Origin of the sequence: Erwinia sp. AnSW2-5, assembly GCF_045107195.1 — a bacterium.
Taxonomy (GTDB): domain Bacteria; phylum Pseudomonadota; class Gammaproteobacteria; order Enterobacterales; family Enterobacteriaceae; genus Erwinia.
The window spans coordinates 72,921-97,508 of record NZ_JBJGXA010000001.1 but is presented as its reverse complement, the minus strand read 5'-3'; the positions used below and the strand labels follow the sequence as shown (position 1 = coordinate 97,508).

At 54.2% G+C, this 24,588-nt stretch carries 24 protein-coding genes; 14 read left to right on the top strand and 10 right to left on the bottom strand.

The window, feature by feature from the left end:
• The first annotated feature begins 22 nt into the window (after nt 1–22).
• The 7 genes from ACFL9S_RS00400 to ACFL9S_RS00370 all read left to right on the top strand — a co-directional run bounded on the left by ACFL9S_RS00400 (nt 23) and on the right by ACFL9S_RS00370 (nt 6,257).
• The gene (locus ACFL9S_RS00400; RefSeq protein ID WP_405259636.1) at nt 23–706 is read left to right on the top strand and encodes a hypothetical protein; all 684 of its coding nucleotides are present in this window, start codon (nt 23–25) and stop codon (nt 704–706) included.
• 37 nt (nt 707–743) lie between these two features.
• A complete protein-coding gene (locus tag ACFL9S_RS00395; protein WP_405259635.1) occupies nt 744–3,122 on the top strand; it encodes a type VI secretion system Vgr family protein in 2,379 nt (792 codons plus the stop codon).
• 104 nt (nt 3,123–3,226) lie between these two features.
• Nucleotides 3,227–3,490, top strand: coding sequence for a PAAR domain-containing protein (locus ACFL9S_RS00390; protein ID WP_405259634.1), 264 nt, complete (start codon nt 3,227–3,229; stop codon nt 3,488–3,490).
• The gene (locus ACFL9S_RS00385) at nt 3,435–4,334 is read left to right on the top strand and encodes a TagK domain-containing protein (protein WP_405259633.1); all 900 of its coding nucleotides are present in this window, start codon (nt 3,435–3,437) and stop codon (nt 4,332–4,334) included. Before ACFL9S_RS00390 ends, ACFL9S_RS00385 begins: the two co-directional genes overlap by 56 nt.
• Nucleotides 4,335–4,357: 23 nt before the next feature.
• Nucleotides 4,358–5,155 (top strand): type VI secretion system accessory protein TagJ, encoded by a 798-nt coding sequence (locus tag ACFL9S_RS00380; protein ID WP_405259632.1) that lies wholly within the window; start codon nt 4,358–4,360, stop codon nt 5,153–5,155.
• Nucleotides 5,156–5,165: 10 nt separating this feature from the next.
• Entirely contained in the window at nt 5,166–5,657 is a 492-nt protein-coding gene (locus ACFL9S_RS00375; protein ID WP_405259631.1) for a type VI secretion system baseplate subunit TssE, read from the top strand.
• 204 nt (nt 5,658–5,861) lie between these two features.
• The gene (locus ACFL9S_RS00370) at nt 5,862–6,257 is read left to right on the top strand and encodes a polyketide cyclase (RefSeq protein WP_405259630.1); all 396 of its coding nucleotides are present in this window, start codon (nt 5,862–5,864) and stop codon (nt 6,255–6,257) included.
• 29 nt (nt 6,258–6,286) lie between these two features.
• Here the strand turns inward: ACFL9S_RS00370 and fhuB are convergent, their stop codons facing one another.
• From fhuB to ACFL9S_RS00345, 5 genes are all read right to left on the bottom strand, one after another.
• Nucleotides 6,287–8,185, bottom strand: coding sequence for a Fe(3+)-hydroxamate ABC transporter permease FhuB (gene fhuB / locus ACFL9S_RS00365; protein WP_405259629.1), 1,899 nt, complete (start codon nt 8,183–8,185; stop codon nt 6,287–6,289).
• The gene (locus ACFL9S_RS00360; protein WP_405259628.1) at nt 8,185–9,081 is read right to left on the bottom strand and encodes an ABC transporter substrate-binding protein; all 897 of its coding nucleotides are present in this window, start codon (nt 9,079–9,081) and stop codon (nt 8,185–8,187) included. The genes fhuB and ACFL9S_RS00360 overlap by 1 nt, the downstream gene beginning before the upstream one ends.
• A complete protein-coding gene (locus ACFL9S_RS00355; protein ID WP_405259627.1) occupies nt 9,081–11,450 on the bottom strand; it encodes a TonB-dependent siderophore receptor in 2,370 nt (789 codons plus the stop codon). The genes ACFL9S_RS00360 and ACFL9S_RS00355 overlap by 1 nt, the downstream gene beginning before the upstream one ends.
• A 90-nt stretch (nt 11,451–11,540) precedes the next feature.
• Nucleotides 11,541–12,593: a FecR family protein gene (locus ACFL9S_RS00350; protein ID WP_405259626.1), complete on the bottom strand. Its 1,053-nt coding sequence runs from the start codon at nt 12,591–12,593 to the stop codon at nt 11,541–11,543.
• Between the two features lie 4 nt (nt 12,594–12,597).
• Nucleotides 12,598–13,098, bottom strand: a complete 501-nt coding sequence (locus tag ACFL9S_RS00345) for an RNA polymerase sigma factor (protein ID WP_405259625.1) — start codon at nt 13,096–13,098, stop codon at nt 12,598–12,600.
• A 316-nt stretch (nt 13,099–13,414) separates the two neighbouring features.
• Between ACFL9S_RS00345 and ACFL9S_RS00340 the strand changes: the two genes are divergently transcribed.
• The gene (locus tag ACFL9S_RS00340) at nt 13,415–13,627 is read left to right on the top strand and encodes a YdgH/BhsA/McbA-like domain containing protein (RefSeq protein WP_405259624.1); all 213 of its coding nucleotides are present in this window, start codon (nt 13,415–13,417) and stop codon (nt 13,625–13,627) included.
• A 61-nt stretch (nt 13,628–13,688) separates the two neighbouring features.
• Here ACFL9S_RS00340 and ACFL9S_RS00335 read toward each other — a convergent pair whose 3' ends face one another.
• The gene (locus tag ACFL9S_RS00335) at nt 13,689–14,591 is read right to left on the bottom strand and encodes a nickel/cobalt efflux protein RcnA (RefSeq protein WP_405259622.1); all 903 of its coding nucleotides are present in this window, start codon (nt 14,589–14,591) and stop codon (nt 13,689–13,691) included.
• A gap of 88 nt (nt 14,592–14,679) precedes the next feature.
• Here ACFL9S_RS00335 and ACFL9S_RS00330 point away from each other — a divergent pair, with 88 nt between their 5' ends.
• Nucleotides 14,680–14,955 (top strand): metal/formaldehyde-sensitive transcriptional repressor, encoded by a 276-nt coding sequence (locus ACFL9S_RS00330; RefSeq protein ID WP_405259621.1) that lies wholly within the window; start codon nt 14,680–14,682, stop codon nt 14,953–14,955.
• Here ACFL9S_RS00330 and ACFL9S_RS00325 read toward each other — a convergent pair whose 3' ends face one another.
• Nucleotides 14,956–15,822 carry a helix-turn-helix domain-containing protein gene (locus ACFL9S_RS00325; RefSeq protein WP_405259620.1) on the bottom strand — a complete coding sequence of 289 codons (867 nt, stop codon included), beginning with the start codon at nt 15,820–15,822 and terminating at the stop codon, nt 14,956–14,958.
• Nucleotides 15,819–16,436: a TetR/AcrR family transcriptional regulator gene (locus ACFL9S_RS00320; protein ID WP_405259619.1), complete on the bottom strand. Its 618-nt coding sequence runs from the start codon at nt 16,434–16,436 to the stop codon at nt 15,819–15,821. The genes ACFL9S_RS00325 and ACFL9S_RS00320 overlap by 4 nt, the downstream gene beginning before the upstream one ends.
• A 245-nt stretch (nt 16,437–16,681) precedes the next feature.
• Between ACFL9S_RS00320 and ACFL9S_RS00315 the strand changes: the two genes are divergently transcribed.
• The 4 genes from ACFL9S_RS00315 (at nt 16,682) to ACFL9S_RS00300 (ending at nt 21,476) form a co-directional block, all read left to right on the top strand.
• Nucleotides 16,682–17,713: a LacI family DNA-binding transcriptional regulator gene (locus ACFL9S_RS00315; RefSeq protein ID WP_405259617.1), complete on the top strand. Its 1,032-nt coding sequence runs from the start codon at nt 16,682–16,684 to the stop codon at nt 17,711–17,713.
• A 193-nt stretch (nt 17,714–17,906) separates the two neighbouring features.
• On the top strand, nt 17,907–19,337 hold the full coding sequence (locus tag ACFL9S_RS00310) for a sugar porter family MFS transporter (protein WP_405259616.1): 1,431 nt from the start codon (nt 17,907–17,909) through the stop codon (nt 19,335–19,337).
• Between the two features lie 32 nt (nt 19,338–19,369).
• Entirely contained in the window at nt 19,370–20,290 is a 921-nt protein-coding gene (locus ACFL9S_RS00305; RefSeq protein ID WP_405259615.1) for a TIM barrel protein, read from the top strand.
• 13 nt (nt 20,291–20,303) lie between these two features.
• Nucleotides 20,304–21,476 carry a Gfo/Idh/MocA family protein gene (locus tag ACFL9S_RS00300; protein WP_405259614.1) on the top strand — a complete coding sequence of 391 codons (1,173 nt, stop codon included), beginning with the start codon at nt 20,304–20,306 and terminating at the stop codon, nt 21,474–21,476.
• Between the two features lie 103 nt (nt 21,477–21,579).
• Here ACFL9S_RS00300 and ACFL9S_RS00295 read toward each other — a convergent pair whose 3' ends face one another.
• Nucleotides 21,580–21,861: a hypothetical protein gene (locus ACFL9S_RS00295; RefSeq protein ID WP_405259613.1), complete on the bottom strand. Its 282-nt coding sequence runs from the start codon at nt 21,859–21,861 to the stop codon at nt 21,580–21,582.
• A gap of 47 nt (nt 21,862–21,908) precedes the next feature.
• Entirely contained in the window at nt 21,909–22,802 is an 894-nt protein-coding gene (locus ACFL9S_RS00290) for a LysR substrate-binding domain-containing protein (protein ID WP_405259612.1), read from the bottom strand.
• 157 nt (nt 22,803–22,959) lie between these two features.
• Here ACFL9S_RS00290 and pckA point away from each other — a divergent pair, with 157 nt between their 5' ends.
• Nucleotides 22,960–24,576 carry a phosphoenolpyruvate carboxykinase (ATP) gene (gene pckA / locus ACFL9S_RS00285; protein ID WP_405259611.1) on the top strand — a complete coding sequence of 539 codons (1,617 nt, stop codon included), beginning with the start codon at nt 22,960–22,962 and terminating at the stop codon, nt 24,574–24,576.
• Nucleotides 24,577–24,588 lie beyond the last annotated feature (12 nt).

Sequence of the window (24,588 nt, the reverse complement as noted above, 5' to 3'; positions counted from 1 at the left end):
ATAAATACCAGCGGAGGTGAGTATGACAGTGCGGATATCTGTTATTAGTGATCACCACCACTATCGTTGGTATCACTGGCAAAAAAAACACCATAAGAGAATACTTAAATTCTTGCAGGACACGATTGGATCTGAGAAAAATGAATTCAACCCTGACAACAAAATAGCGGATAGCTATCCATGGTGTTTTGTTTTTTCGGCAAAACATCTATACCGAAAGCACTATTACATCGGTGCATTGACTATGTCTAAAAATAACGGTAATAAGGATAGCCTTTGTGTCATTTTTTCTTGCCTTCCCTATGACAAAATATCAGCGGAATTCAAAAAAAAATCCCACATCGCATTTTGGCAGGCTCGAATTCTTGCAACTCGACAAGGTCAAAGGAATGATAATAAAAAAAACCCTCATTTTTCGGAGTGGATTAAAGCCTTACAGATACATTACTCGCCGTTTCTGGAGTCTATCCTCATTCGTAAAAATTACAGATTTGTTAATACATCAGAGTCATTATTGTCGAATTTTAATATTTTAGACAATCAGACCTCCATTAATGGTGGAGTAGAATTTATGCCATGGAATAACTGGCCTGAGTGCGTTCAGCCTGGAGATTTCATCTGGCTTTGGCGACAAAGTCGGTATGGTCGAATTATCGACTCGAGGAAAATACCGATACCAAGGGATATTACTAACGTCCGCCGTTAGTGGTTATGGATAATCAATTTCGTATAAGGTAATTCTAATGTCACGTACTATTAACTTGTACAGCGCCGCGATGCCTCTCCTGTTGGGTGAACCGGCTTTGGTCGCATCAACGCTTAAAGGTGAAGAGTCATTATCTACACTGTATTCGTACACTATTATGACCAAGACTGCCGCTAACCCATCGATCCCATGGCAATCTGCATCAAACATCGAGATTAAAGATCTGATCGGGAAAGAAATGACGATCGAGATAGAGCTGGATGGCAATGGTCTTGATGCGGTTACTGGCGTCGGAAAAGGGATACGTGAAATATCAGGGCTGGTGCAGCAGGCAAGATTTCTTGGCCGGGATGCCAATCAGGCCAAGCATGAGTTTGTTATCAGACCCTGGCTCTATCTGACCGATCTGACATCTGACTATAAAACTTTTCAACATAAAAATGTGGTCGAGATCATTGATGAAGTGTTATCCGATTATCATTTCCCATTAGATAAACGTCTTAGTGGCAGTTACCCGCAGCTCGATTTTCAGGTTCAATATGGTGAAACCGACTTTAATTTCATTCAACGCCTGATGGAAGAGTGGGGTATTTACTGGTTTTTTGAGCACCATGATCACAAGCATAAAATGGTTATTGTCGATCATGTTGGTGCTCATAAAAAATTCAACAGCAAGGCATACCATACCCTCCAATATGAACCTGATTTACCTAAAGCAGGTGGAGAATATGTTACCCGATTCGATCATCAGGAAAGCATTACTACGGGTTCCTGGGTGACCAACGACTACGATTTCACCAAGTCACGTGCTGATATTATGGCATTGGACAGCAAACCCCGTAAAACCAGTTTTAATGACATGGAGGTTTATCACTGGCCAGGTGACTACGATCAGCCAGGCATTGGTGAGCAACTCGCTAAAGTACGTATTGAAGAATTAGGGGCAGCGGGTTCTCGTGCAACAGGGTTTGGTGAGCTGCGCGGTGTCGTCTGCGGTTCCAATTTCAATCTAAAAGGATTTCCGGTTAAAAAAGTGAATCGAGAATACCTCGTCATTTCCAGTCAATTAGATGTTGAGGAGATTGGTCAGGTATCAGGGCAGGAGGATTTCAAATACCAATGCGAGTTTACCGTACAACCGACAACCAAAATTTATCGTCATCCGCAAACTGCGATAAAACCTAAGACACGTGGCCCGCAAACAGCCATCGTCGTCGGTCCTCCAGGACAAGATATCTGGACAGATAAATATGGCAGGGTCAAAGTTCGTTTCCTGTGGGATCGCTACGGCAAAAATATCGAATCAGACTCATGCTGGCTACGCGTGAGCCAGGCATGGGCAGGTAATAATTTTGGTGGAATTAACATTCCTCGTGTTGGCCATGAAGTCATTGTCGACTTTTTGAATGGCGACCCCGACAGGCCTCTGATTTTAGGTAGCCTTTACAATAACGTTACCATGCCCCCCTGGGATCTGCCTGCCAATGCCACACAAAGTGGCATAGTCAGCCGAACTGTCGGGGGTGGGAGAACCAACTTCAACGGTATTCGATTTGAAGATAAACCAGGCCTTGAACGCTACTGGGAACAGGCTGAGCGCGATATGAGCCGCCTGACAAAAGCGAACGAAAATCAGGTTATTGGTGCGCACTCAAATATTAAGGTGGGTCTTACCAGAACGAAATTTGTCGGTGGTTTCCAGACAGCAAACATATTGGGATTCAATAGCCTGCTTGTGGGTGGTGCGATGACCACGGTCGTTGGGGCTGCACAGGCAAATACCGTCGGAGGAGCCAACTCCGTCAATGTTGGTGGCGTTATGTCAACCGCCGTGGGCGGCGCTAACTCACTCGCTGTTGGCGGTGCTAATAGTGTCAGCGTCGGTGGTGCCATGGCAACGTCCGTAGGCGGTGCCAGTTCACTGGCCGTGGGCGGTGCAGCGGCAGCCGTTGCCGGGGGGGCATTCGCGATCAGTTCAGGTGGTATGCTGACCATCACTGCTCCAAATATTAAAATTGTCGCGGGTTCCAAAATTGTCATACAAGCTGGAGAAGTCGATATCAACCCCGGTGACTGTTGCGACTGTAAAGGTGGTGGCGGAGGAGGTGGTGGTGGTGGTGCCGTTTTACCTGGTTTACCGGGGCTTGCAGCGTTTGGATTCATTCCTTTACCGTTGCCATTACCTCCGTTACCCACACCGACACCGAAGGTCACACCAACGCCAACTGTGACGCCGACCGTGACGCCAACCGTAACGCCAACCGTAACGCCAACCGTAACGCCAACCGTAACGCCAACCGTAACGCCAACCGTAACGCCGACCGTAACGCCAACCGTAACGCCGACCGTAACGCCAACCGTAACACCAACGCCAACGGTCACACCGACGTTTATTCCACGTCGCACAAGGCAATAGACAGTAATAGATGGCAAAAGGGCCCGTCCTGACTCAAGCCAATAATGGCAACACAGTTCAGGCCCTTTTTATTTGTTCATCAATGAATCAACATGAGGTGATTTATGCAAAATGCAGCCAAGATTGGCGATGCGGTATGTCATGGTGGAGCGATCGCTTCAGGTTCCGGCGATACCACGATCAACGGCAGTAACGCCGCTATCACAGGCGGCAGCGTTGCTACCTGTGCCCTGCATGGCGCGGCCCCTATAGCTTCCGGTTCTGGCTCTGTATTTATTAATGGAGCCAATGCAGCCCGGCTGGGAGACGTCAGTGGATGCGGTGCCGCTGTGGTCAGTGGTTCTGGTGATGTTTACATCGGCGGATAAAATGTACTTATCAATGACCTGGCCTGATAAGCACTATCGCTTCCAACTTGATGAGTCTTATACATCAGAAGCGAGGGTAGGTTTCAACATTATAAAAGGGGAGTTTTCAGACCAGCATCCTGCTCAGCCAGAAGAGAATATGGTGTATTTTTACTGGACACTCGCCGGAGCAGCTGTTTTCAATGCCTCTGACGATTATGTTTGTATTATTGACGGTATTCCTGTTGAAAAGGGCAAAACCCGCACGTTAAATTTAGGTTCTGAAATACAAATTGGTCATTACAATATTCAGGCTGTAATGAGTGAGAACACGTTTTCCCTTGAAGATATGTTCTATACGCTGAATGGTTTTGACACGGAAAGAAGCAATGTCCTCATCCCTGAAATAGAGGACATTTTACCAAGCGGTGCACATTACGTTGGCGATTTGAATTACTCCAATGAGATGTCCTCAAATAAATTCAGTGAGGATGATGCCATCAAGCCATTGGAAAATGAATATAAGAAATTCCTTATCTGGGGACAGATCAACAACAACCTCTATGATAAGGAAGCAAAAAACCCTCATTACATTATCAATGATGAGAGTTTTTTTGATGCTACCCGATCAGAAATGCAATCCAAAACCATCATTGAATGCATTCTTGACGCACCATCATTGATCGATAAAGTCTGGGATGAGCTTGAAGTTGCTAATCTGCAAGACGATGTTCTGTATGAAGAGGAAAAATACGAAATATTAATGCTGCTTGCGCCGGAAAAATTCATGGCAAAAGAGAAAAAAGTTATACCTGAACTTGCTTTCCAGGACCTGTATAAAATTGGTCTGGACAGCCATTACTAAATATACCCTTAAGGAAAGAGTAGATGGATACTACAAAGTCATTATATGGATCGTTAAAGGCCACCTCACTTGAGGAGATTCTGGCGAATTGCTTGTCTCAGGTTAAGGCTAAACCTGAAGATATCTCCTTACGCGAAACGCTGTATAAACTTTACTGCATTGAAGGTTCGTGGCAAAAAGCCTTAATGCAGCTGCAAACCATTGAAGTGATTAAAACTGACCCATCGCAAGAAATTGAGATGGCAAAAAATCTGGTATTCAGCGAGTTAATCAGAGAACAGGTACTGCGTGGCGAACGCTTACCTGGCATGCTCAATATTGAACTTCCTGAATGGATTCATCTGTTAAATCAGGCCAATAAACGCCTGTCTGATGGCGCGCTTAATGAGCAGGACGAGCTGCGCAGCCAGGCATTTTCGCTGGTGAATGGCAGCGCCGGAGAAAGCTCACATACTGGTTCATTTTCATGGATTGCAGACAGTGACGGACGTATCGGGCCTGCCTGCGAATTTATCGCTGCCGGTGGTTACCGTTGGGTACCCTTCTCCGAGATAAAATCGTTAAGCATTGAAAAACCTAAAGAAATAATCGATTTAATCTGGTCTAAAGCCCATATACAGACCAGCAGCGATACGTATTACGGGTACATCCCGTCACGCTATCCTCTGATTGAAAATGCCAGCAAGGAAGCCAGGCTCGGTTTAGTCACAGAGTGGGAAGATATCTCTACCGCCTGTTCCACAGGATCGGGACGAAAAGTCATTATTACCGATGCAGGGGATTTCTCGTTACTGGAAAGCGGAAAAATAACGTTCGCCTGAGGATGCCGTGATGGAAAAGAAAAGGCAATTTTTGCCTACATTACTGGAAAGGCTACAGGATGATGAGCCGAAAAAAAACATAGAACGCTATGATGAGTTCTTTTTTGATTCGAGAAAGATGCGATCCATTGTTCAGAAAGATATTGCTACGATGTTGAACAGTACCAACATCGAAGACAGTCTTGATGAAGACAAGCACAACCTGGTCGTCGATTCAGTTGTAAACTATGGCGTGAGTGCCCTGGTCGGAAACTTTGCCAATCAGCACAGATGGCATTCGATTGAAAAAAATATCAGAACAGCGATCCTGCGATTTGAAACAAGAATTATCCCTGAATCACTGATGGTGCGTTCGCTACTCAGCGAAGAGCATCCCACAAAAAACGGTATGATTCTTTTTGAAATAAGGGGGCTTATTGACTGGCATCCTCACCCAATCGACCTCTGTTTCCACGGACGTTATGACGTTGAAACCTCGCATGCTGAATTAAAGAGCAGGTAAATGACAAGATTCCTCACCGTAGATGAAAACGGCGCTAACGGTGAGGAGCCTTTTCAGGTCAGGCCATCTGCACAGATAACATGAGTCTTTTCACTCCTCACTACCGCCCCGCTTCGCCAGCCAGTTAACACAATGGAATGCTCCTCCTTCCCATCTTCCTTTCAGGATGGTTAAATCCGTTATTGACCACTGACCGGAGGTATTATGCTGTCCTCACATACTCTTAGCCTGGCTATCCATCGTAACTGGGTAGATTTGTATGAAACGATCTGGAAACCGGAGTTTTTCCCCAAGTGGGCTTCGGGTCTGAGTCAGGGGCCGCTTGAGCCGGAGGGTACTGGCTGGAAAGGTCGTGGCCCACAGGGACCGGTCAAAGTACGCTTCACCGAACACAACCCGTTCTGCATTATGGACCACTATATTGATAGCGGTTACAGCAAAGAAATCTTCGTCCCTATGCGTATTGTCGCCAACGAAGAGGGTTCTCAGGTGCTGATCACCGTGTTCCGTCAGCCGCTGCTGTCGGATGAAAAATTTGCCCAGGAACTGGAATGGGTAAAACGTGATTTACAGGCGCTGCACACATTGCTGACCACCTGACAGCCAGCGACAAGCGTTCCGGCACTGATTCAGCGCCGACGCAGTTGCCACAAAAACCAGGGCGCGCCGATCAGCGAACACAGGATCCCTGCCGAAACAGGCCACGGCCAGGCGATGTTGCGCCCCAGCCAGTCGGCCAGCACCATCAGCGTTGCCCCCAGCAGCGCTGCCATCCCAATCTGAGCTGACACACTGCGTGCGCCACTGTAACGCGCCAGCTGCGGGGCGATCAGCCCGATAAAACTCAACGGCCCGATCAGCAACGTGCCGCCCGCCGTCAGCGCTGCCGCCAGTAACAGGATCAGCAGACTGTTAGCGCGCAAATGCAATCCCAATGATTGTGCCGGTTGTGCTCCCAGCCCCAACAGTTGCAGCCCACGCCGGAGCAACAGCGCCAGGGGGATCAGCACCAGCGCCTGCCCTGCCCCAAACAACGCAGCACGGCCAGTGATACCAGCGGTAGAACCGGTGCTCCAGTTCAGTAATTGCAGCGCACGCGGGTCACCGCTTAACATCAGCAGGCTGGTCAGCGCACCGCAGATACTGGTCAGGCATAAACCCACCAGCACCAGGCGCTGCGGTTGAAACCCGCGCCGGGCACCCAGCCACAACATCGCCCCGGTCGCCAGCAGACTGCCAAGTAGCGCGGCGGGAAACATCCACGACAACGGCCCCGCCAGCATAAACAGCAACAGTATCGCCAGTGACGCGCCGCTGCTGATGCCCAATAATTCCGGGCTGGCCAGCGGGTTACGCGTCAGACGTTGAATCAACACGCCCGCCACCGCCAGCATCGCCCCGGCGGCCAGCGATCCCAGCAGCCGAGGCCAGCGCCATGCCAGCAGCATCCCTTCCGTAAACTGACGATTCCAGCCCAGTGATAAACCGATCGCCAACAACAGCAGGCACAGCAGGAGTGCGATCTTACGGCCACCCAGCGGTGGAGCAAAAGCGGGCACATCCGATGCCGCCTGAGGAAAATGGATGGTCCGCTGGCGTGACAGCAGCAGCAGGATCAAGGGGGCACTGAACAGCGCAGTCATCGCGCCCGTCGGCACATCACCCGCAGCGGGAGAAAGCGACTGCGCGATCTGGTCAATCAGCCATAACAGCAGCGCCCCAAAGGCTAAGGCCCAGGACAATTGCTGGCTAAAACGGCGCACGCCCAGCAAGCGCACCAGCGCCGGAGCCGCCAGGCCAATAAAGCTGATAATCCCCAGCTGGCTGGTAACCAGCGCACTGAGCGCCACGGCAATCAACAGCGTCAGCAGGCGAACGAGCAGCGGCGATGCGCCCAGGCTGGCGGCACTCTGATCTGACAAACCGAGCAGCGTCAGCGGCCGTGCCAGTAGCAGGCTGCCGCCACTCAACAGCAGCAGCGGCAGCAACAACAGACGCACGCTGTCCCAGCCATTCTGACTCAGTGCCCCCGCCTGCCAGCTGAACAGATCGCTGAGATAGTCGTGGTTAAACATCACCAGCAGCGTGGAAATGGCGCTGGCATACAGACTCAGTACCATGCCCGCGAGGAGAATGTTCAGCGTCGCCAGGTGCTGCTTCGCCACCAGCAGCAACAGTAACAGGGTGGTGATCCCCGCGCCTGCCAACGCCACCGGTGCCATGCCCCACACCAACAGACCCGGTGCCAGCACCAGCGCCAGCGCAATCGCCAGATTGGCTCCGGCGGCAACACCCAGCGTGGCAGGTTCGGCCAGCGGATTACGCAATACCTGCTGGAACAGCAAACCGGCCAGCGCCAGTGCGCCTCCGGCCAGCAGGCTGATCGTCAGCCGGGGCAGAAAACTGTAGTGCAGCAGCAGATGACCGTTGCCCTCATCGTGCAGCAACGGCAACAGATGATGGACGGTCAGCGCCAGCGCCAACAGCAATAAAACGCAAAACAGCGCCAGCGGCGCATAGCGTGACATCAGGGTTCACTCAGTAGCCGCAGCGCAAGGCTGTCGGCAAGACGCAGGGCGGTGCGCACACCACCAAACGGGAAGAAGGGGGGCAGCGGGACGGCGTCGCCCTGCTGCACCAGAGGAAGATGCTGCCATAACGCGCTGGACTGCCGCGCCTTGCGCAGCCGATCGGCGGTGGTGGGCAGCTCAATGTAAAACAACCGCGTGTCCGCCAGCGTCGCCAGGCGATCGATACTGACATTCGCCAGCCCGATGCGGTTACCCGGCTGTTGCCAGGCATTTTCCAGCCCCAGCCGCTCCAGTACGGACTGCACCAGGCTGTGCTGGCCGTAAACCGTGGCATGCTTACCGTCCTGGTTGAGCACCGCCACACACACTTTCGGGCGCGCACGCGTCGCCAGCTGCTGTCGTAAGTCAGCCAGATGCAGGCTGGCCGCCTCCAGCAGTCGCTGCGCCTGCACCGAACGATTAAGCCGGGCCGCCAGCGGCAGCAGCCAGTCACTCAGCGACTGCCAGGCATCCCCCGCCGCCGGGTAGATATTGACCACCTCCACCGGAGCAATACGCGCCAGCGCCGCCAGCATCGACGGCGACAGCGCATCACTGAGGATCAGTGATGGCCGCAGCTGGGCAAGATACTCCAGATTGGGTTCCCAGTAAGGCCCGATATCCCTGACCGCGGCAGGCAGCACCGGGTCGGGAATACGGCGGCGAAAGTAACCCGTATCGGAGATCGCCAGCGGTGTAATACCGAGCGTCAGCATCAGTTCCGCTGCCGCCCAGTTGATCGCCACAATACGATCCGTCGCCAGCGGCTGCGCGCGCAGATCGCGACTGAAAGCCAGCGGTGCCAGCAGCAACGCTTTCAGGCAATCGCGTCGCCGCCACAATCCCGGTGACATCAGAAGTTATATTTCACGGAACCAATCAGCGTACGCTCCTGGCCCGGATAGCAACTGGTGGTGCCGTCACAGGTGCCAACATAGTGATGGTTCAGCAGGTTCTGCACATTCATCCCGAAGGTCAGATGCTGGTTAACTTTATACGCAGCGCCCGCATCCACCAGGGTGAAGTTCTTCACCGCCACGGTATTTTCGTTATCGCCATACATGCTGCCGACATAGCGTGCGCCGCTGTTCAGCGTCAGGCCATTCAGCACCCCCTGGGTGAAGTCATAGCTCAACCATACTGATGCCATATGTTTCGGGACGTTGGCCTGTTTATTGCCCTGCACGCCATCGTTACTCTTGGTGATTTCCGTATCGGTAAAGCTGTAAGACGCCAGCGCATGCAGATTTTGCGTCAGCTGCGCCTGGGTTTCCCACTCAATACCGCGTGAACGCACTTCACCGGAAGCAGTCTGGTAACCGGTCGCCAGGCCATTGACCAGTTCGTTGGTCAGCACATTGGTTTTAGTGATTTCAAATGCGGCCAGCGTCATCAGCAGATCAGGATCGGGCTGGTATTTGATCCCGGCCTCAACCTGGTGCGCCTTGCTGGGTGTGAACGTGTTATTGCTGCTGTCGGTGCCGCTGTTTGGCGTAAAGGACTCGGCATAACTGATATACGGAGCCAGGCCGTTACCCACCAGCCAGGTCAAACCCGCGCGACCGGTCCAGGCATCTTTATCCAGCCAGCTGGTATTCTCCGTCAGGTTGTTCTGGGTGCGCATGCTGATATCGTCATGACGACCACCCACAGTCAACAGCCAGTTCGGCGTCAGGTAGACCTGGTCCTGCACGTACACGCCAAGCTGGGAGGTGGTCTGGTTGTTGTTATTCACCAGCGTGGTCGGGTCAGCGATATCCACACCGTACTGCGGCTGGAAGATATTCAGCGTCGGCGCGGCCTGGTTAAAGCGTTTTGCATTGCCATCCAGCCAGCTGTAATCGATACCGGTCAGCAAGGTGTGATTGATGCTGCCGGTGGCAAAATCAGCCTGTAACTGGTTGTCGATGTTGAACGCCTGCATATGCTCATCAAAACGCACGGCATTCCGTGCCTGGGTGCCCGCGGTGTAATCCGTCGCGCCCGGCAGCAGGTTATTGAGGATGGTATCGGTCTGACCAAAACGCACGTTCTGGCGCAGCTGGAGAGCATCATTCAGCTGATGACTGAACTCATAGCCCACGGTGAACTGCTCATTGCGGAAATGGTTGTAGCTGTAGTCGCCCAGCAGCGTATCGGTGACTTTGCCATCCGGCTGTGTCAGCACCGCAATGGTGCCGCCAGAGCTGTCGCGCAGGTAGTCGGCACGCAGCGTCAGGCTGGTGTCGGCATTCGGCAGCCAGGTAAACGATGGCGCGATATACACCCGATCGTCTTTCACTTTCGGGCCGTTGGCGTACTGGAACTGGGTATTGCTGTCACGCGCCACGCCCACCAGGCGGTAGAGGTAACGGCTGTCATCGTTGATTTTGTCGCTGAGGTCGAACTGCAGCTGGCGGCGGTCGAAGTTGCCGAGCTGCACTTCCACTTCATGCACGCCCTGTGCGGTTGGCAGTTTGCTGACGCGGTTGATAATGCCACCGGCATCGCCCAGGCCAAACAGCGTGGATGAAGGTCCGCGTACCACATCGATGCGCTCCAGCGCATACGGCTCGGTACGGAAATAGCTGTAGCTGTTGTTGAGCTGGCGCAGGCCGTCACGGTAGTCGTTAGTGGTTAACGCATTGAAGCCGCGAATGTAAATCCAGTCATAGCCCTTTGGGTCAACGCCGTAGGTTTCGGTTTTTACCCCCGGCACATAGCGCAGTGCTTCCGTCACGCTTTGTACGTTCTGGCGGTCCATCTGCTGGCGGCCGATCACGGAGACGGACTGCGGCACTTCCAGCAGTGAGCTGTTGGTTTTGGTGGCGCTGCTGGTCTGCTGCGGAACATTACCGCCCTGCTGCCCACTGTTGGCGGTCACGGTCAACGTGTTGCCATCCAGGGTATCGCCCGGCTCGACGGTGACCATATCGTTCTGGCGGCTATAGTGCAGGCCACTGCCCTGTAACAGGCGGTCGAGGGCGCTCTCCAGCGTCATGGTGCCGTTAACGGCAGGGGCAGTTTTATTGGCGACCGCCGACGGCGCGACGATAAGCTGAACGCCAGCCTGCTGCGCCAGCGCGTTCAGCGACGACGACAGAGGCTGCTGAGGCAGTGAAATCGCCACGGTTGCGCTGGCTGCGGCAGCATAAGGTCCCAGCGTATTCAGTGCGATAGCCAGCGCAACGGCGCTGTATTTCAGAGATTTTCCCGGCGGTACAGCAAAGGTAAACAGAGCCATGTGTCAGTTCCCAAAGGTCATGTAATAAGAATCATTTCCCTTAGTAGACGCCGCGGGAGACAAAACCCTGACGTCACATCGCCATTTATTTTACGATTTTTTTGCTTTGCTGTTACGCGGCACGATCAGCGTGCTGTCGCCCTGCTTCTTCAGCGCTACCGGCAGCACGGCGGGCAGCGCTCTGGCAAAGCTGTCCAGCCGCTGCAACTCGAAACTGCCGGTGATGCGCAGATCGGCCAGCTGCGGGTCGGCCCGATAGTTCACCGCACCGTAGCGAGCGAATTCGGCCAGCGCCAGCGGTAGTGGAGTGTTATCAAAGTTGACCCGCGCCTGCTGCCAGGGAGCGACCGCCTGTGGAGCAATGGCGCTCTCTGCCGCCAGCAGGCCGCTGGCGTCGCTGCGGCTCTGCTGCCCGGCGTGCAGTATCTGGAGATGGGCATCGGCCTGAGACAGACCGACGGTTTTCACCAGCCGCCACCAGCTGTATTCCCAGCCTGATAGCGGGCCAACGCGCACCGCGCCAGAACGCACCGCCACATCTACGCCTTCGCCACTCATTGAGTGCGGGATGTAGCGTACGCTGAAGGCGGTGCCGAGCACCGTCACCCGCGACGGACCACTGCGCACCGTCAGAGGACGTTCAGCCTGATGCGCCACCTGGAAAAAGGCCTGCCCCTGCTCCAGCCACACCTCACGGCGCTGCGGGTAAAAAGCCACACGCAGCCGGGTGCCTGCATCCAGGTTCAGTTTACTACCATCAGGGAGGGTAATCAGTCGTTGTTCACCGCGTGCAGTGGCATAGCTCAGCTCGAACTGTGCAGGGGCCAGACTCTGCCAGGCAGGCCAGATCAATACCGCCAACAGCAGCATCGCCAGCGCAGGCCACAGCAGGCGGGTTCGCCGTGTCGGGGCCGCCAGCTCACGCCGGGTCTGCTGACGCAGGCGGGCAATCTCCGCCGCAGGCAACGCCCCCAGCTGCTGCCACAGTTGCTGCGCGCGGGCAAACTCAGCGGCGTTTTCATCATCAACCTGCCAGTGCGCAAACGCCTGCTGCTGCTGAGGCGTCAACCCGGCCTGCTGTTGCAGTAGCCACTGCTGGGCAATCTCCGCCCGTTCAGATCGTGAGGAATCAGAGGTGTTCATCGCATTATCCCTTGCTGTCCTGCCAGCGTTCGCTGCATTCCCGACAGGCCGTCATCGCCCGAATAATATGTTTTTCAACCATATTGGTGGAAATCCCCATCTGCTTTGCCACCTCATTCTGTGACAGCCCGTCAAAACGGTGCAGCACGAACGCCTGACGGCAGCGCGGTGGCAGACTGTCGATGGTCGCCACCAGGTGAGCCGCATACTGGCTGCTTTCGGCCTGAGCCTCAGGCTGCCAGCCACCGGGTGCGACAATACAGGATTCATCGATGTCATCAAGGTTTTCATGGGATTGACGCTGCTGATGGCGATAGCGGTCGACCAGCAGGTTACGCGCGATGTGGTACAGCAGGCCGCGCGGCGACTGCACTGGCCCGCCGGACGGCAGCGTCAGCGCCCGGCTGAAGGTTTCCTGCGTCATCTCCTGGGCGCTGTCGCGGTCGCGCAGCTTACGCGTCAGAAAGCGCAGGACTTCTACGTAATACTGTTCAAACGCTGACACGATAGGTTCTCACTGGCGACGGAGCATAAGCGGCGGCCTGAGCGTAGCATTAAGTTGAATGATAATCATTGTTATTATAACGAGGGAGGACGCGTTGATTTCGGGTAGCGAATGTCATGCAGCGTCAATATACAGCGTGAAACAACGCTATCAGTCAGTGTTCTGCAAACAATGTAAAATGCTGTCAATTTTTAATCAAATTATTTGATTGAGATATGCAAATCACTCCGCTATCACTACTTCATTAGCAAGCGTAGTATTGCTTTCAACGAGGCAACAAGCCTTAATCAAACAAACCTAATGAAGGAACTACCCCATGAAATCTATCAAAACTTTTGCAGCAGTTATCGTACTTTCTACCGTTTCTTTCGCCAGCTTCGCACAGAGCGTAACGGCAACCGGTTCAACGCTGGACAGCGCAGAAGCGAAAATCGCCGCCCAGGCACAGCAGGCCGGTGCGTCGTCTTACAAAATTATTGAAGCCAATACCAACAACGGCGTTCATATGACAGCTGAACTGCTGAAATAACACCGACTGACAGTTGACGGTTATATGCCCGGTCCCTGAAAGGGAACGGGCATACCCGATCTTAACGCCCGACAATCCCCAGCCAGCCATGAATCCCCATATACAGCCCGACCACCGCAATCAGTGCACTGGAAAACCAGGGCGCCCGTTTTGCCAGCGTATTTAAACCACGCCAGCGTTTTGCCGCCTGCCGCATACTCAGCGCCGCCACCACGCCCACCGTCACCAACGTTAATGCCAGCCCGATGCTGAAACACAACACCAGCAATGCCCCCAGCGACAGCGCCTTCATCTGAATGCACAGCAGCAGCACGGTAATCGCCGCCGGGCAGGGAATTAACCCGCCGGTTAAACCAAACAATACGATCTGCCCGGTGGTCACTTTACGGTTAGCAAAGCGTCTTTCGATATCACTGGCATGAGCGCGGGCATGAGCATCCTGATATTCCTCAGTGCGTAAATCGATACGCGGCAGCGCCATGCTACCTGCTGACAGACGCGGGCCAGCCGCCGGGTGAGGATGGTGATGATCGTGGTCATGATGATGGTCATGATGATGGTCGTGATGATGGTCGTGATGATGAGAGTGACCATGATGATGTCCTTTCTGGCCGTCGCGTTCTTCACGCCAGCTCCGCCAGAACATCCACAGTGCCGTGCTGACAATAATCACCCCGGACGCCAGCTGGAACCACGGCTCCGTGGTGGCAGCATCAAACTGGCGACTGAGCATCATGCCACCTAAGGCGATCGCCCAGACCACCAGCGTATGAGAAACCGTTGCCGCCAGCCCCAGCAATACTGCCTGCCTGACCGTCCCCTGCACCGCAATGATAAATGCCGCCATCATGGTCTTCGAATGTCCCGGCTCCAGGCCGTGCAGGGCACCCAGCAGAATAGCGCTGGGAATAAACAGCCAGGCGTTACCCGCGCCCTGTTGCAGTAGTGCCGCAAAATCCATCATTGTTTTCACCTTAAAGCAGGTATTATTGTGGGGAATCAACAGTAATTATACTATACCCCAGTATACTAACTCACAAGTGGAGGCGCGTATGTCGCACACGATTGCCGGACAAAAAAAACTGCTGACCCGGGTACGCCGCATTCGCGGCCAGGCCGATGCACTGGAAAAAGCGCTGCTGGCGGAAACCCCCTGCATCGATATTTTGCAGCAGATCGCCGCCGTTCGCGGCGCAGTTAACGGATTAATGGCAGAAGTACTGGAAGGGCATATTCGTGAGCATTTGCTGGATGAACAGAGTGAAGCAGCAGAGCGCGAGCAGGATTTAGAGCAGATCGTGTCCGTGATCCGCTCTTATATGAAGTGATCAGACAAGCACTGGCACGTAGTAGTCAATGCGGCCGGTTCCGGAGCTACTGAAGCGCTGCGGATCGATACGCTCAATATCGTAGCCATCGCGGCGCACTGCGCCCGCTGTTGGCAGGGCATGTTCATAAATCAGCTTGATGAAATCAGCGAACTGCTGCACATCACCGCTGAACGTGAAATGCAGATAGGTCTGCTTTCCGATGTCCACCTGCACCAATGGCTCTTCCCCACTTGCCGTGTCAGGATCAAAGCAGGCCAGGTACTGCAGAGTGGCGCGATCATCGGCGCGCGGCCCGCCTTTGATCACGTTGGTCAAGCCGTACAGCGCGGTGGGTTTTGCCGCCGCTGCTGCCAGTCGTTGCCGCCATAAAATGGCACGCTGATCCCAGCAGAAGTGGCAAAGGGTATCCAGCGTGAAGGCGTGGTCCGTGACGCGCCCCTGCAAGGTCATCGCCTCCAGTTCGACCAGTTTGCCTTCAGGAACGGCCATTTCGCTGAGGTTAATCGGCGGGCACAACCCCTTGCATGACCAGTGCAGCGCATCACGATACTGTGCAGGCGTCACGTTGAAATGGCGCTTAAAGGTTTTGTGATAGACGTTATGGCTGGAGAAACCGTGCTCGCTGCCAACGGAATCGATCTGTTTATCGAACAGACGCAGCATCACCGCGCTGGAGGTCAGCCGCCGCTGACGGCAGTACGACGCCAGCTTTTGCCCGGTCACCTCTTTGAAAATACGTTGCAGGTGCCATTTCGAATAGCCCGATTTCATAACAAAGTCGTTAATGGTCAGCGGCGTATGGATATTCCCTTCCAGCCAGTGCAGCAGTTGATGAACAACTTCCTGTTTGAAGGTCGTTTTCACGATATAGGTCGCTCTCTGGTGAGTGTCAGCAAAATGTTTTTCAGGGATAACGCATCACGAATGCTACGGGCATTACCCAGTGAATAAGACAGCCATGCACCATCGGCCGCCAGTCGCGCCACTTCATGCTGTGGCAGACTGTCCGTCTCATGGTGGCGCTTCAGTCGCCCCGCCAGCCACAACGACCAGCGTTCACACAGCTCGGGCGATGCCATCATCGAAAATGATAACGGGATCCTCAGGCTTTTCTCCGCCTGTAAAATGTCGTCAAACGCCACGCTAATATAGGCACGCGTGAAGCAACCGGAAGAGGCTTCATCCGCGGCCATCACGCGATCGATAGCTTGTTCGTTCTCCGCGAGAAAACTCTCGAAGACCGCATCCAGCAACGCCTGCTTATGAGGGAAATGGTGAAAGAACCCGCCTTTCGTCACCCCCGCGGCCGCCGACACGGCCTGCACGGTGACCCCAGTCAGCCCTTCAAGGGCGGCCAGTTCAGCCGCGCAGTGCAACAGTGCCGCCCTGACCTGTTCCGGTTGTTTTTTACGCTTATAACCCCGTTCACAGCAGAGCGCTTCGCGCAGTGAATGGGCTGAAGTGGGATGTTTAATCATGACATTTTCGGCTTAAAGATACCACGCGGTATGTTTTCAGCACGATAGCATAATTTTTCTGGCGTCAGTTTTTTTTTGCCGCAGCACCTCCGGCAAAAAATGAAATTTTTAAATCTTATTTCGTGCGAAATAAAAAAAATAATCTGACGGTTGTCATGTCCTGAATATTTAATTCCCCGCCTGTGCTGTTGCCCTGTGGGCAGACGTGATAGTTTTTTGTCATCGCTATTATCAGGAAACCCGGGATGAAAAAAACCACACTAACGGACATTGCCCGCGAAGCTGGCGTGGGTGTTGCGACGGTCGACAGGGTACTGAATCGGAGGGCACCGGTACGCCCGGACACCGAGCTTCGCGTGGTCCAGGCGGCGTCCCGGCTCGGCTATCGCTTTGATCCTGATTTTCTTAATGTCAGCCCCCCGCGTCAGAGTTCAGGTTCGCTGCGCATTGGCGTGATTCTGCTGTCGCGTGACTACTCGTTCTACGATACGTTTGCCCGGGCACTGGAACAGCACGCCGCGCCGTATTTACAGGAAGGCACCCGCATTGAATTCGCCTTTCATGATATCCACGCCATTGAAGAAACCGCGGCAGCGATTGATGAGCTGAGCGATCACGTCAACGTACTGGCGCTGATTGCGCTGGATAATGCGTTGATCCGTCGGGCAGTGGAGAAAGCCACCCAAAAAGGCGTGAAGGTGTTTACCGTCCTCTCCGATCTCTCTCCCTGTGGCCACGCCGGGTACATCGGCCTTGATAACCGAAAAGCGGGGCGCACTGCCGCCTGGGCAGTTCAGCGTCTGAGCGGCCCGCCGGGAAAAGTCGGAGTGATCGTCGGTGATAATCGCTTTTTATGTCAGGAAACCTGCGAAATCAGCTTCCGCTCTTACCTGCGGGAATATGCCACCGGCCACCAGGTGCTGGAACCGGTCAAGAGTTTTGAAAATGTTGAACGGGGCTATCAGGTCACTGCCGATTTGATTCGCCGCCATCCGGAACTGTCGGTGATCTATGCCCCCTGCGGCGGTGTGGAGGGGGTGGTCAATGCCCTGCGTGACAGTGACCGGCGGCAGGACATTACCCTGATCTGCCACGGCCCGTTGCAGGATGCCCAACTGGCACTGATCGACGGCACGCTGGATATCATGATCGCCCACCGACTGGACGAGCTGGCCGCCCGCGTCATTGAGGCGATGCAGCAGGCCAGCAGTGACGATCGCGGTGGCTTTATCGCCCTGACCAGCGGTTTTGAACTGATAACTAAAGAGAATTACTGAAGCACTGCGGGCTGGACGCGAAATCCACCTGCCCTGCCAAATAACTGACTGAAATAGCGTAAATGATAGAATATTATCATTTAAAACTATCAAAAATAGTGAGATCCCCATCAAAAAACAAACATTCCATCATTGTAGATAATGGAATGTTTGTTTGATACTTCCTTCAAATAATAACTGAAGGATACCCTCCGTGCCTCTATCAACACCAAAACACAACATGGCCTATGTGATGGCGATCTGCGCCGTTGCTGCCCTCGGTGGCCTGCTGTTTGGCTATGACTCGTCGGTCATTTCCGGTGCTATCGAACCTATCAGCCACCACTATCAACTCTCTCCTGCCGAAACGGGCTGGGCGGTGTCTAACGTCATCATCGGCTGTGTCATTGGCTGCCTGGTGGCAGGCAAACTGGCTGACCGTTACGGCCGTAAAAAAATGCTGATCGTCACCGCCATGCTGTTTGTGGTTTCCGTTGCCGGCACCGCGCTGGCCCCGGACTTCACCACCTTTGTGGTATTCCGCATTATCGGCGGGCTGGGCATCGGCCTCGCCTCGGTGATCTCCCCTATTTACATTGCCGAAGTCGCCCCGAAAGATTATCGCGGCCGGGCCATGACCATGCACATGATCTGCTGCGTTGGTGGCCAGGTGCTGGTGCTGCTGACCAACTACCTGATTGCCAAAAATGCCGATCCAGAGTGGCTGAATGCCTACGGCTGGCGCTGGATGCTGGGCGCCGCATTTGTTCCCTGCATCCTGTTCTTTCTGTTTGTCGGCTTTATTCCTGAGTCCCCACGCTGGAACGCGATGGTCGGCCGCGACGAGCAGGCGCTGAAAACCCTGTCACGCATCTCTTCTCCTGAGCATGCAAAACGCTTGATGAGCGAAATCAAGGAATCCCTGCGCTACAACGCCGATAAGCAGGTTAATCGCGAGCGCGTCAGCTTCAACCGTAAAACCGCGATCTTCCTGGTGATTGGCGTTGGCCTGGCCATCTTCAACCAGCTCACCGGCATCAACGTCATTCAGTACTTTGGCCCGACCTTGCTGATGAACGTGACCCACAACATGCAGGAAGCGATGTACATGACCATCTGGCTGGCGGTGTTGCAGTTTGTGGGCGTGGTGGTCGGCATGATGCTGATCGACAAAATGGGGCGTAAATCACTGCTGCTGATCGGCTCTCTCGGTTCTGCCGTCTGCCTGCTGATCACCTTCTATACCTTCTACAGCGGCATGACCGGCTGGGTCTCCGTTATCGGTCTGTTCGGCTTTATGTTCCTGTTCGGCGGCACCTGGGGCCAGGTGGTGTGGACGGTGATTGGTGAAATCTTCCCAACCCGCCTGCGCGGTGCAGGCATGGGCTTCTCTATCTGCGCCATGTGGGCAGGTAACTTCTTTGTCAGCCAGTCCTTCCCGATGATGAACCAGAACGCGTATCTCAACGATAACTTCAATGGCGCCTTCCCGCTGCTGCTGTTCGCCGTGTGTTCACTGGCCTCCTGGTGGTTTGTGAAAGCCCTGCTGCCGGAAACCAAAGGGGTTTCACTGGAAAAAATGGAAGCGCTGATCCTGGAACGCTTCGAGACCCCCCAACAAGAAAGCAAAACAGCCACTCACTGATTGCGATTTATAGATAAAGAAAGGACACCGAAATGACCATTCATATTGCTAACGCACCCTGCAGCTGGGGCGTCGATGACCCAAAAAACCCGCATCTGCCACCGTATGAGAAAGTGCTGAAAGAAGCCGCGCAGGCTGGCTACAAGAGCATTGAGCTGGGTCCCTGGACGTACCTGCCTACCGACCCGGCGCTGCTGACGGAAAAACTGAACCAGTACGGGCTGACGATTGTGGCAGGCACTATCTTTGACGATCTGGTGAGCGAAGCGAACTTCCCGGCGATGATTGAGCTGACGCATAACCTGTGCCGCAATGTCTCACAAGTGCCGACGGCAACCCCGACGCACGGCGACAATATTCCTGCGCCCTACCTGGTGATCATCGACTTTGGCGATGCAGAACGCGCCCGCCTTGCCGGGCAGTACGATAAAGCCGTGCGCCTGTCCGACACCGACTGGCAGCGCATGATGAGCCATATCACCGAGATCAGCCGCATTGCCAAAGAGTACGGCGTGCGCCCGGTTATCCATCCACATGCGGGCGGCAGCATCGAGTTTGCCGATGAGCTGGCAAAACTGGTGCAGGACATCCCGCACAGCGTGGCGGGCCTGTGCCTGGATACCGGGCATCTGTACTACGCGGGCATGGACCCGATCCCCGCGCTGGCACAGTACTTTGAGCGTATCGACTACCTGCACTTTAAGGACGTTAACGACGCGGTATTCCGCGATGTGATCGCCCGTGAGCTGGACTTCTTCACCGCCTGTGCCGAAGGGGTGATGTGCCCGATTGGTCAAGGTGCGATCGACTACCCGGCAGTGCGTGCTTTCCTGGCTGAACGTCACTACCAGGGCTGGATCACCATCGAACAGGAACGTGACCCGCGCAATGCCGATGGCAGCCTGCACGACGTGACCGAAAGCCTGCGCTACCTCAACTCTGTTGGATTCTGATTAAGGACTTACCATGATTAACGGCATCAAACCTCTCGATCGCTCCCTGCGCTGGGGCATGGTTGGCGGCGGCGGCACCAGCCAGATTGGCTATATCCACCGTTCAGCCGCATTACGTGACAACACCTTCACCCTGGTGGCGGGCGCATTTGATATTGATGCGGCACGCGGCCGCGCCTTCGGTGAAAGCCTCGGCGTGGCGGGCGACCGCTGCTATCCCGATTACCAGACGTTGTTCCAGCAGGAAGCCGGGCGCGCGGACGGCATTGAAGCCGTATCGATTGCCACGCCGAACAACACGCACTTCGCCATCTGTAAAGCCGCGCTGGGGTCCGGCCTGCACGTGGTGTGTGAGAAGCCACTGTGCTTCACCACCGCAGAAGCCAAAGAGCTGGCGGAACTCAGCAAAAAGCAGAATAAAATCATCGGTGTGACCTATGGCTATTCAGGCCATCAGCTGATCCAACAGGCACGCAGCATGATTGCGGAAGGTCTGCTGGGCGATATCCGTATTGTGAATATGTCGTTCTCCCACGGCTTCCACAATGAAGCGGTAGAACTGGCGAACCCCAGCACCCGCTGGCGCGTTGACCCGAAATTTGTCGGGCCAAGCTATGTACTGGGCGACCTGGCCACGCATCCGCTGTTCCTCGCGGAAACCATGCTCCCGGACCTGAAAATCAAGCGCCTGATGTGTTCCCGCCAGAGCTTTGTGAAAACCCGTGCGCCGCTGGAAGATAACGCCTTTGTGCTGATGGAATACGACAACGGTGCCGTGGGATCGCTGTGGTGTTCTGCGGTGAACTGCGGATCGATGCATGGCCAGAAGATCCGCGTGATCGGATCAAAAGCCAGCCTGGAGTGGTGGGACGAGCAGCCGAACCAGTTACGCTATGAAATTCAGGGCGAACCGGTACGTATTCTGGAGCGCGGCATGGGCTACCTGGCCCCGCGTGCGCTGGAAGAAGACCGCATCGGTGGCGGCCACCCGGAAGGGTTGTTCGAAGCCTGGTCAAACCTCTATCGTCGCTTTGCCGTGGCAATGGATGCCACCGATCGTGGCGATAAAGCGCTGCTGGCAGACTTCTGGTACCCGGATGTTCATGCGGGTGTTGCGGGCGTGCAGTGGGTTGAGCGCTGCGTTGAGTCGGCAGATGCCGGTGCGACCTGGGTCGATTTCGAATAACGACGCGAGGCGGGCGGACCGAAACAGAAGGTCCGCCCCTACAATAATCACCTCACCGCACGGTTCGACCTTTTTTTCCGGTCGAACCGTTGTGTGGCTGCCATTATCGGGCCAAAACGTTCACCAACACTGACACAATAAAAAGCCAGCAAGGGATTGAGAAGTAAAAAACGTCTTTCTTCTCCTTGCTGGTCTTTATATAAAACAGCGTGATTAGCGCTATCAGTATTATGGAAACAAAGAAAATGTGCAGAGGCACATTGTCTTTTGCAACCATAAAAGAAAAATACAAAACAAGACTTGATAACACCTTGAAAGGTTTTAATTTCCTTGTAAACGCAAGAATACCCAAACATAAAAAAAGCAGAGCCGTCACTTCAGCCATTTTCCCTCCTTGAAAATACTTTGTAATATCATCGAGTAATACCACTCTTATTCCCGCCGCGTCGGTTGCGCGCGGATATATTGCCAGAACCGTTCAGCAGAGAGGTTCAGCCTGGAGCCGGAGCGGTAAACATAGGCGCTGATCCCCAGAGAAACGGAAGGGTCCATAATCGCCAGTTTCCCCTGGCTGAGTTCATCTTTGATGGAGTACTGCGGTAACCAGCCCACGCCCTGCCCGTTAACAATCATGCGCTTTAACAGCTCACTCATCGACGAGACAAACCGCAGCGTAAAAGTGTCCTCAGACAATGTGTCGATCACCTGATTCACCTGCCGCCCCATATAGCTGTCGGTGGCGTATTTCATTAACGGCAAAATATCATGGCTCAGGGAGTACAACGGCTGGCCATCGTCGTCGCAGGGGGTGACCAGATGGAGGTGAGAATCAAAAATCTTATGATGAACAAAGGGATAGTTCATTAACTCTTCGTTATAAAAACTCAGAATAAAATCACACTTTCCCTCTTTCAGGTTATAGACCGCATCATTGACGTTAATCGATTCCACATAATGGATGCGCTCAAAGCTGTCGTTGTATCCGGCAATCATTTCGGGCAGCCAAAGCACGGAAAGAGAGGGCGCGGCATCGATCTTGATGCTCTGCCGGAGGTTATCTAACCCTTTGATTCGGTTAAGCTGAAAATCCATATCGTCCAGCATATTGCGCGCATAACCGATGAAATTTTTACCCTGTTGCGTCAGCTGTAACGGGTTTTTGCTGCGATCAAAAATCATAAAGCCGAGGGCAGATTCCAGCGACTGGATGCGTCGGCTAAACGATGACTGTGAGATGTTCCTTTTCTCCGCCGCCTGGGTAAAACTCCGGCTCTCTTCCAGCGCAATCACATCATAAAACCATTTCACTTCAAGGTTACCGATCATCGCTGTCCATCTCCCGCATCGCAAAAATAGTATGCAAATTTTGCATCCGGAATAGAAATTATGCAATTCGAGCATCCATTCTCCAGTGTTAGTATCCGTGGAATAGTTCGCAACAAACCATTAACTCATCCTCAGCCCCTTACTAGCCAGGTATCTCATGTCCAGCACTGCATCCCTTAATACAGCCTTGTCAGACCTTGGAATCACCAACCTTCAGGAGGTGATTTACAACCCCAGCTATGAACTGCTGATGGCGCATGAAACCGCGGCGGATTTAGTGGGCTGGGAACGCGCAACCATTACCGCTTCCGGGGCAGTGGCCGTGGATACCGGGGAATTCACCGGGCGTTCACCACGAGATAAATACATCGTGCGCGATGCGCTGACCGCAGATAACGTCTGGTGGTCGGACGCCGGTCAGGGCCGCAACGATAACCATCCTCTCTCTCCTGCCACCTGGTCTGAGCTGCGCGCGCTGGTCAGCACGCAGCTGTCAGGCAAAAAACTCTACGTGGTCGATGCCTGGTGTGGCGCGAATAAAGACTCGCGGCTGGCGGTGAGGGTAGTGACCGAAGTCGCCTGGCAGGCGCATTTCGTGAAGAACATGTTTATTGTCCCTTCTGCGGAAGAGCTGGCGGACTTTACCCCTGACTTCACCGTGATGAACGGCTCCAAGTGCACCAACAGCCAGTGGCAGGCTCAGGGACTGAACTCTGAAAACTTTGTCGCCTTCAACCTCACCGAGAAAATCCAGCTTATCGGCGGCACCTGGTATGCGGGTGAAATGAAAAAAGGCCTGTTCTCGGTAATGAACTACCTGCTGCCACAGCGCGGCATCGCGTCGATGCACTGTTCTGCTAACCGGGGTGCGGCAGGCGATGTTGCCCTGTTCTTCGGCCTGTCAGGTACTGGGAAAACCACCCTTTCCACCGATCCGCTGCGCGAGTTGATCGGTGATGATGAACATGGCTGGGATGCCGAGGGCGTGTTCAACTTCGAAGGCGGTTGCTATGCCAAAACCATCAACCTTAGCGAAGCCGCAGAGCCGGAGATCTACCGTGCTATTCGTCAGGATGCGTTGCTGGAAAACGTGGTGATCAAAGAAGATGGCACCGTCGATTACGCGGATGGCAGCAAAACCGAGAACACCCGCGTTTCCTATCCGCTCTCGCATATTGAGAATATTGTCCGGCCGGTTTCCGCCGCAGGACATCCGTCAAAGGTGATTTTCCTTGCCGCGGATGCGTTTGGCGTACTGCCTCCGGTTTCACGCCTGACCCGCGAACAGATGAAGTATCACTTCCTGTCAGGGTTTACCTCAAAATTAGCCGGTACAGAACGCGGCATCACCCAGCCGACACCGACGTTCTCTGCCTGCTATGGCGCGGCCTTTTTAATGCTGCCGCCAACGCGCTACGCCAGCGTGCTGGCAGAGAAAATGAATGAGACTCAGGCGGAAGCCTGGCTGGTGAACACCGGATGGAATGGCGCAGGCAAGCGCCTGTCACTGCGGGATACGCGCACTATCATTAATGCGATCCTGAACGGCACCATTGAGCAAAATGATACTCAGTTGCCAATCTTCGGGCTGGCCATCCCGGCGCAGGTGCCGGGTGTTGACGATGCGCTGCTCGACCCGCGTAATGGCTGGGAAAGCGCAGAAGCGTGGCAGCAGGCAGCCGAAAAATTAGCCCAGCTGTTTGTGGCGAATTTTGAGCAGTACACCCGCACGGAAGAGGGTGCGCGCATCGCCCAGGCTGGCCCGACCGTATAACAGGCGCAGTCG

Bases quoted from the DNA above. Each gene is read 5' to 3' on its own strand.
- ACFL9S_RS00320 (WP_405259619.1), bottom strand. From the start codon at position 16,436: ATGATTAAACATCCCACTTCAGCCCATTCACTGCGCGAAGCGCTCTGC.
- ACFL9S_RS00330 (WP_405259621.1), top strand. From the start codon at position 14,680: ATGTCGCACACGATTGCCGGACAAAAAAAACTGCTGACCCGGGTACGC.
- ACFL9S_RS00295 (WP_405259613.1), bottom strand. From the start codon at position 21,861: ATGGCTGAAGTGACGGCTCTGCTTTTTTTATGTTTGGGTATTCTTGCG.
- ACFL9S_RS00395 (WP_405259635.1), top strand. From the start codon at position 744: ATGTCACGTACTATTAACTTGTACAGCGCCGCGATGCCTCTCCTGTTG.
- fhuB (WP_405259629.1), bottom strand. From the start codon at position 8,185: ATGTCACGCTATGCGCCGCTGGCGCTGTTTTGCGTTTTATTGCTGTTG.
- ACFL9S_RS00305 (WP_405259615.1), top strand. From the start codon at position 19,370: ATGACCATTCATATTGCTAACGCACCCTGCAGCTGGGGCGTCGATGAC.
- ACFL9S_RS00340 (WP_405259624.1), top strand. From the start codon at position 13,415: ATGAAATCTATCAAAACTTTTGCAGCAGTTATCGTACTTTCTACCGTT.
- ACFL9S_RS00350 (WP_405259626.1), bottom strand. From the start codon at position 12,593: ATGAACACCTCTGATTCCTCACGATCTGAACGGGCGGAGATTGCCCAG.
- ACFL9S_RS00300 (WP_405259614.1), top strand. From the start codon at position 20,304: ATGATTAACGGCATCAAACCTCTCGATCGCTCCCTGCGCTGGGGCATG.
- ACFL9S_RS00315 (WP_405259617.1), top strand. From the start codon at position 16,682: ATGAAAAAAACCACACTAACGGACATTGCCCGCGAAGCTGGCGTGGGT.
- ACFL9S_RS00390 (WP_405259634.1), top strand. From the start codon at position 3,227: ATGCAAAATGCAGCCAAGATTGGCGATGCGGTATGTCATGGTGGAGCG.
- ACFL9S_RS00380 (WP_405259632.1), top strand. From the start codon at position 4,358: ATGGATACTACAAAGTCATTATATGGATCGTTAAAGGCCACCTCACTT.
- pckA (WP_405259611.1), top strand. From the start codon at position 22,960: ATGTCCAGCACTGCATCCCTTAATACAGCCTTGTCAGACCTTGGAATC.
- ACFL9S_RS00355 (WP_405259627.1), bottom strand. From the start codon at position 11,450: ATGGCTCTGTTTACCTTTGCTGTACCGCCGGGAAAATCTCTGAAATAC.
- ACFL9S_RS00335 (WP_405259622.1), bottom strand. From the start codon at position 14,591: ATGATGGATTTTGCGGCACTACTGCAACAGGGCGCGGGTAACGCCTGG.
- ACFL9S_RS00375 (WP_405259631.1), top strand. From the start codon at position 5,166: ATGGAAAAGAAAAGGCAATTTTTGCCTACATTACTGGAAAGGCTACAG.
- ACFL9S_RS00360 (WP_405259628.1), bottom strand. From the start codon at position 9,081: ATGTCACCGGGATTGTGGCGGCGACGCGATTGCCTGAAAGCGTTGCTG.
- ACFL9S_RS00400 (WP_405259636.1), top strand. From the start codon at position 23: ATGACAGTGCGGATATCTGTTATTAGTGATCACCACCACTATCGTTGG.
- ACFL9S_RS00290 (WP_405259612.1), bottom strand. From the start codon at position 22,802: ATGATCGGTAACCTTGAAGTGAAATGGTTTTATGATGTGATTGCGCTG.
- ACFL9S_RS00370 (WP_405259630.1), top strand. From the start codon at position 5,862: ATGCTGTCCTCACATACTCTTAGCCTGGCTATCCATCGTAACTGGGTA.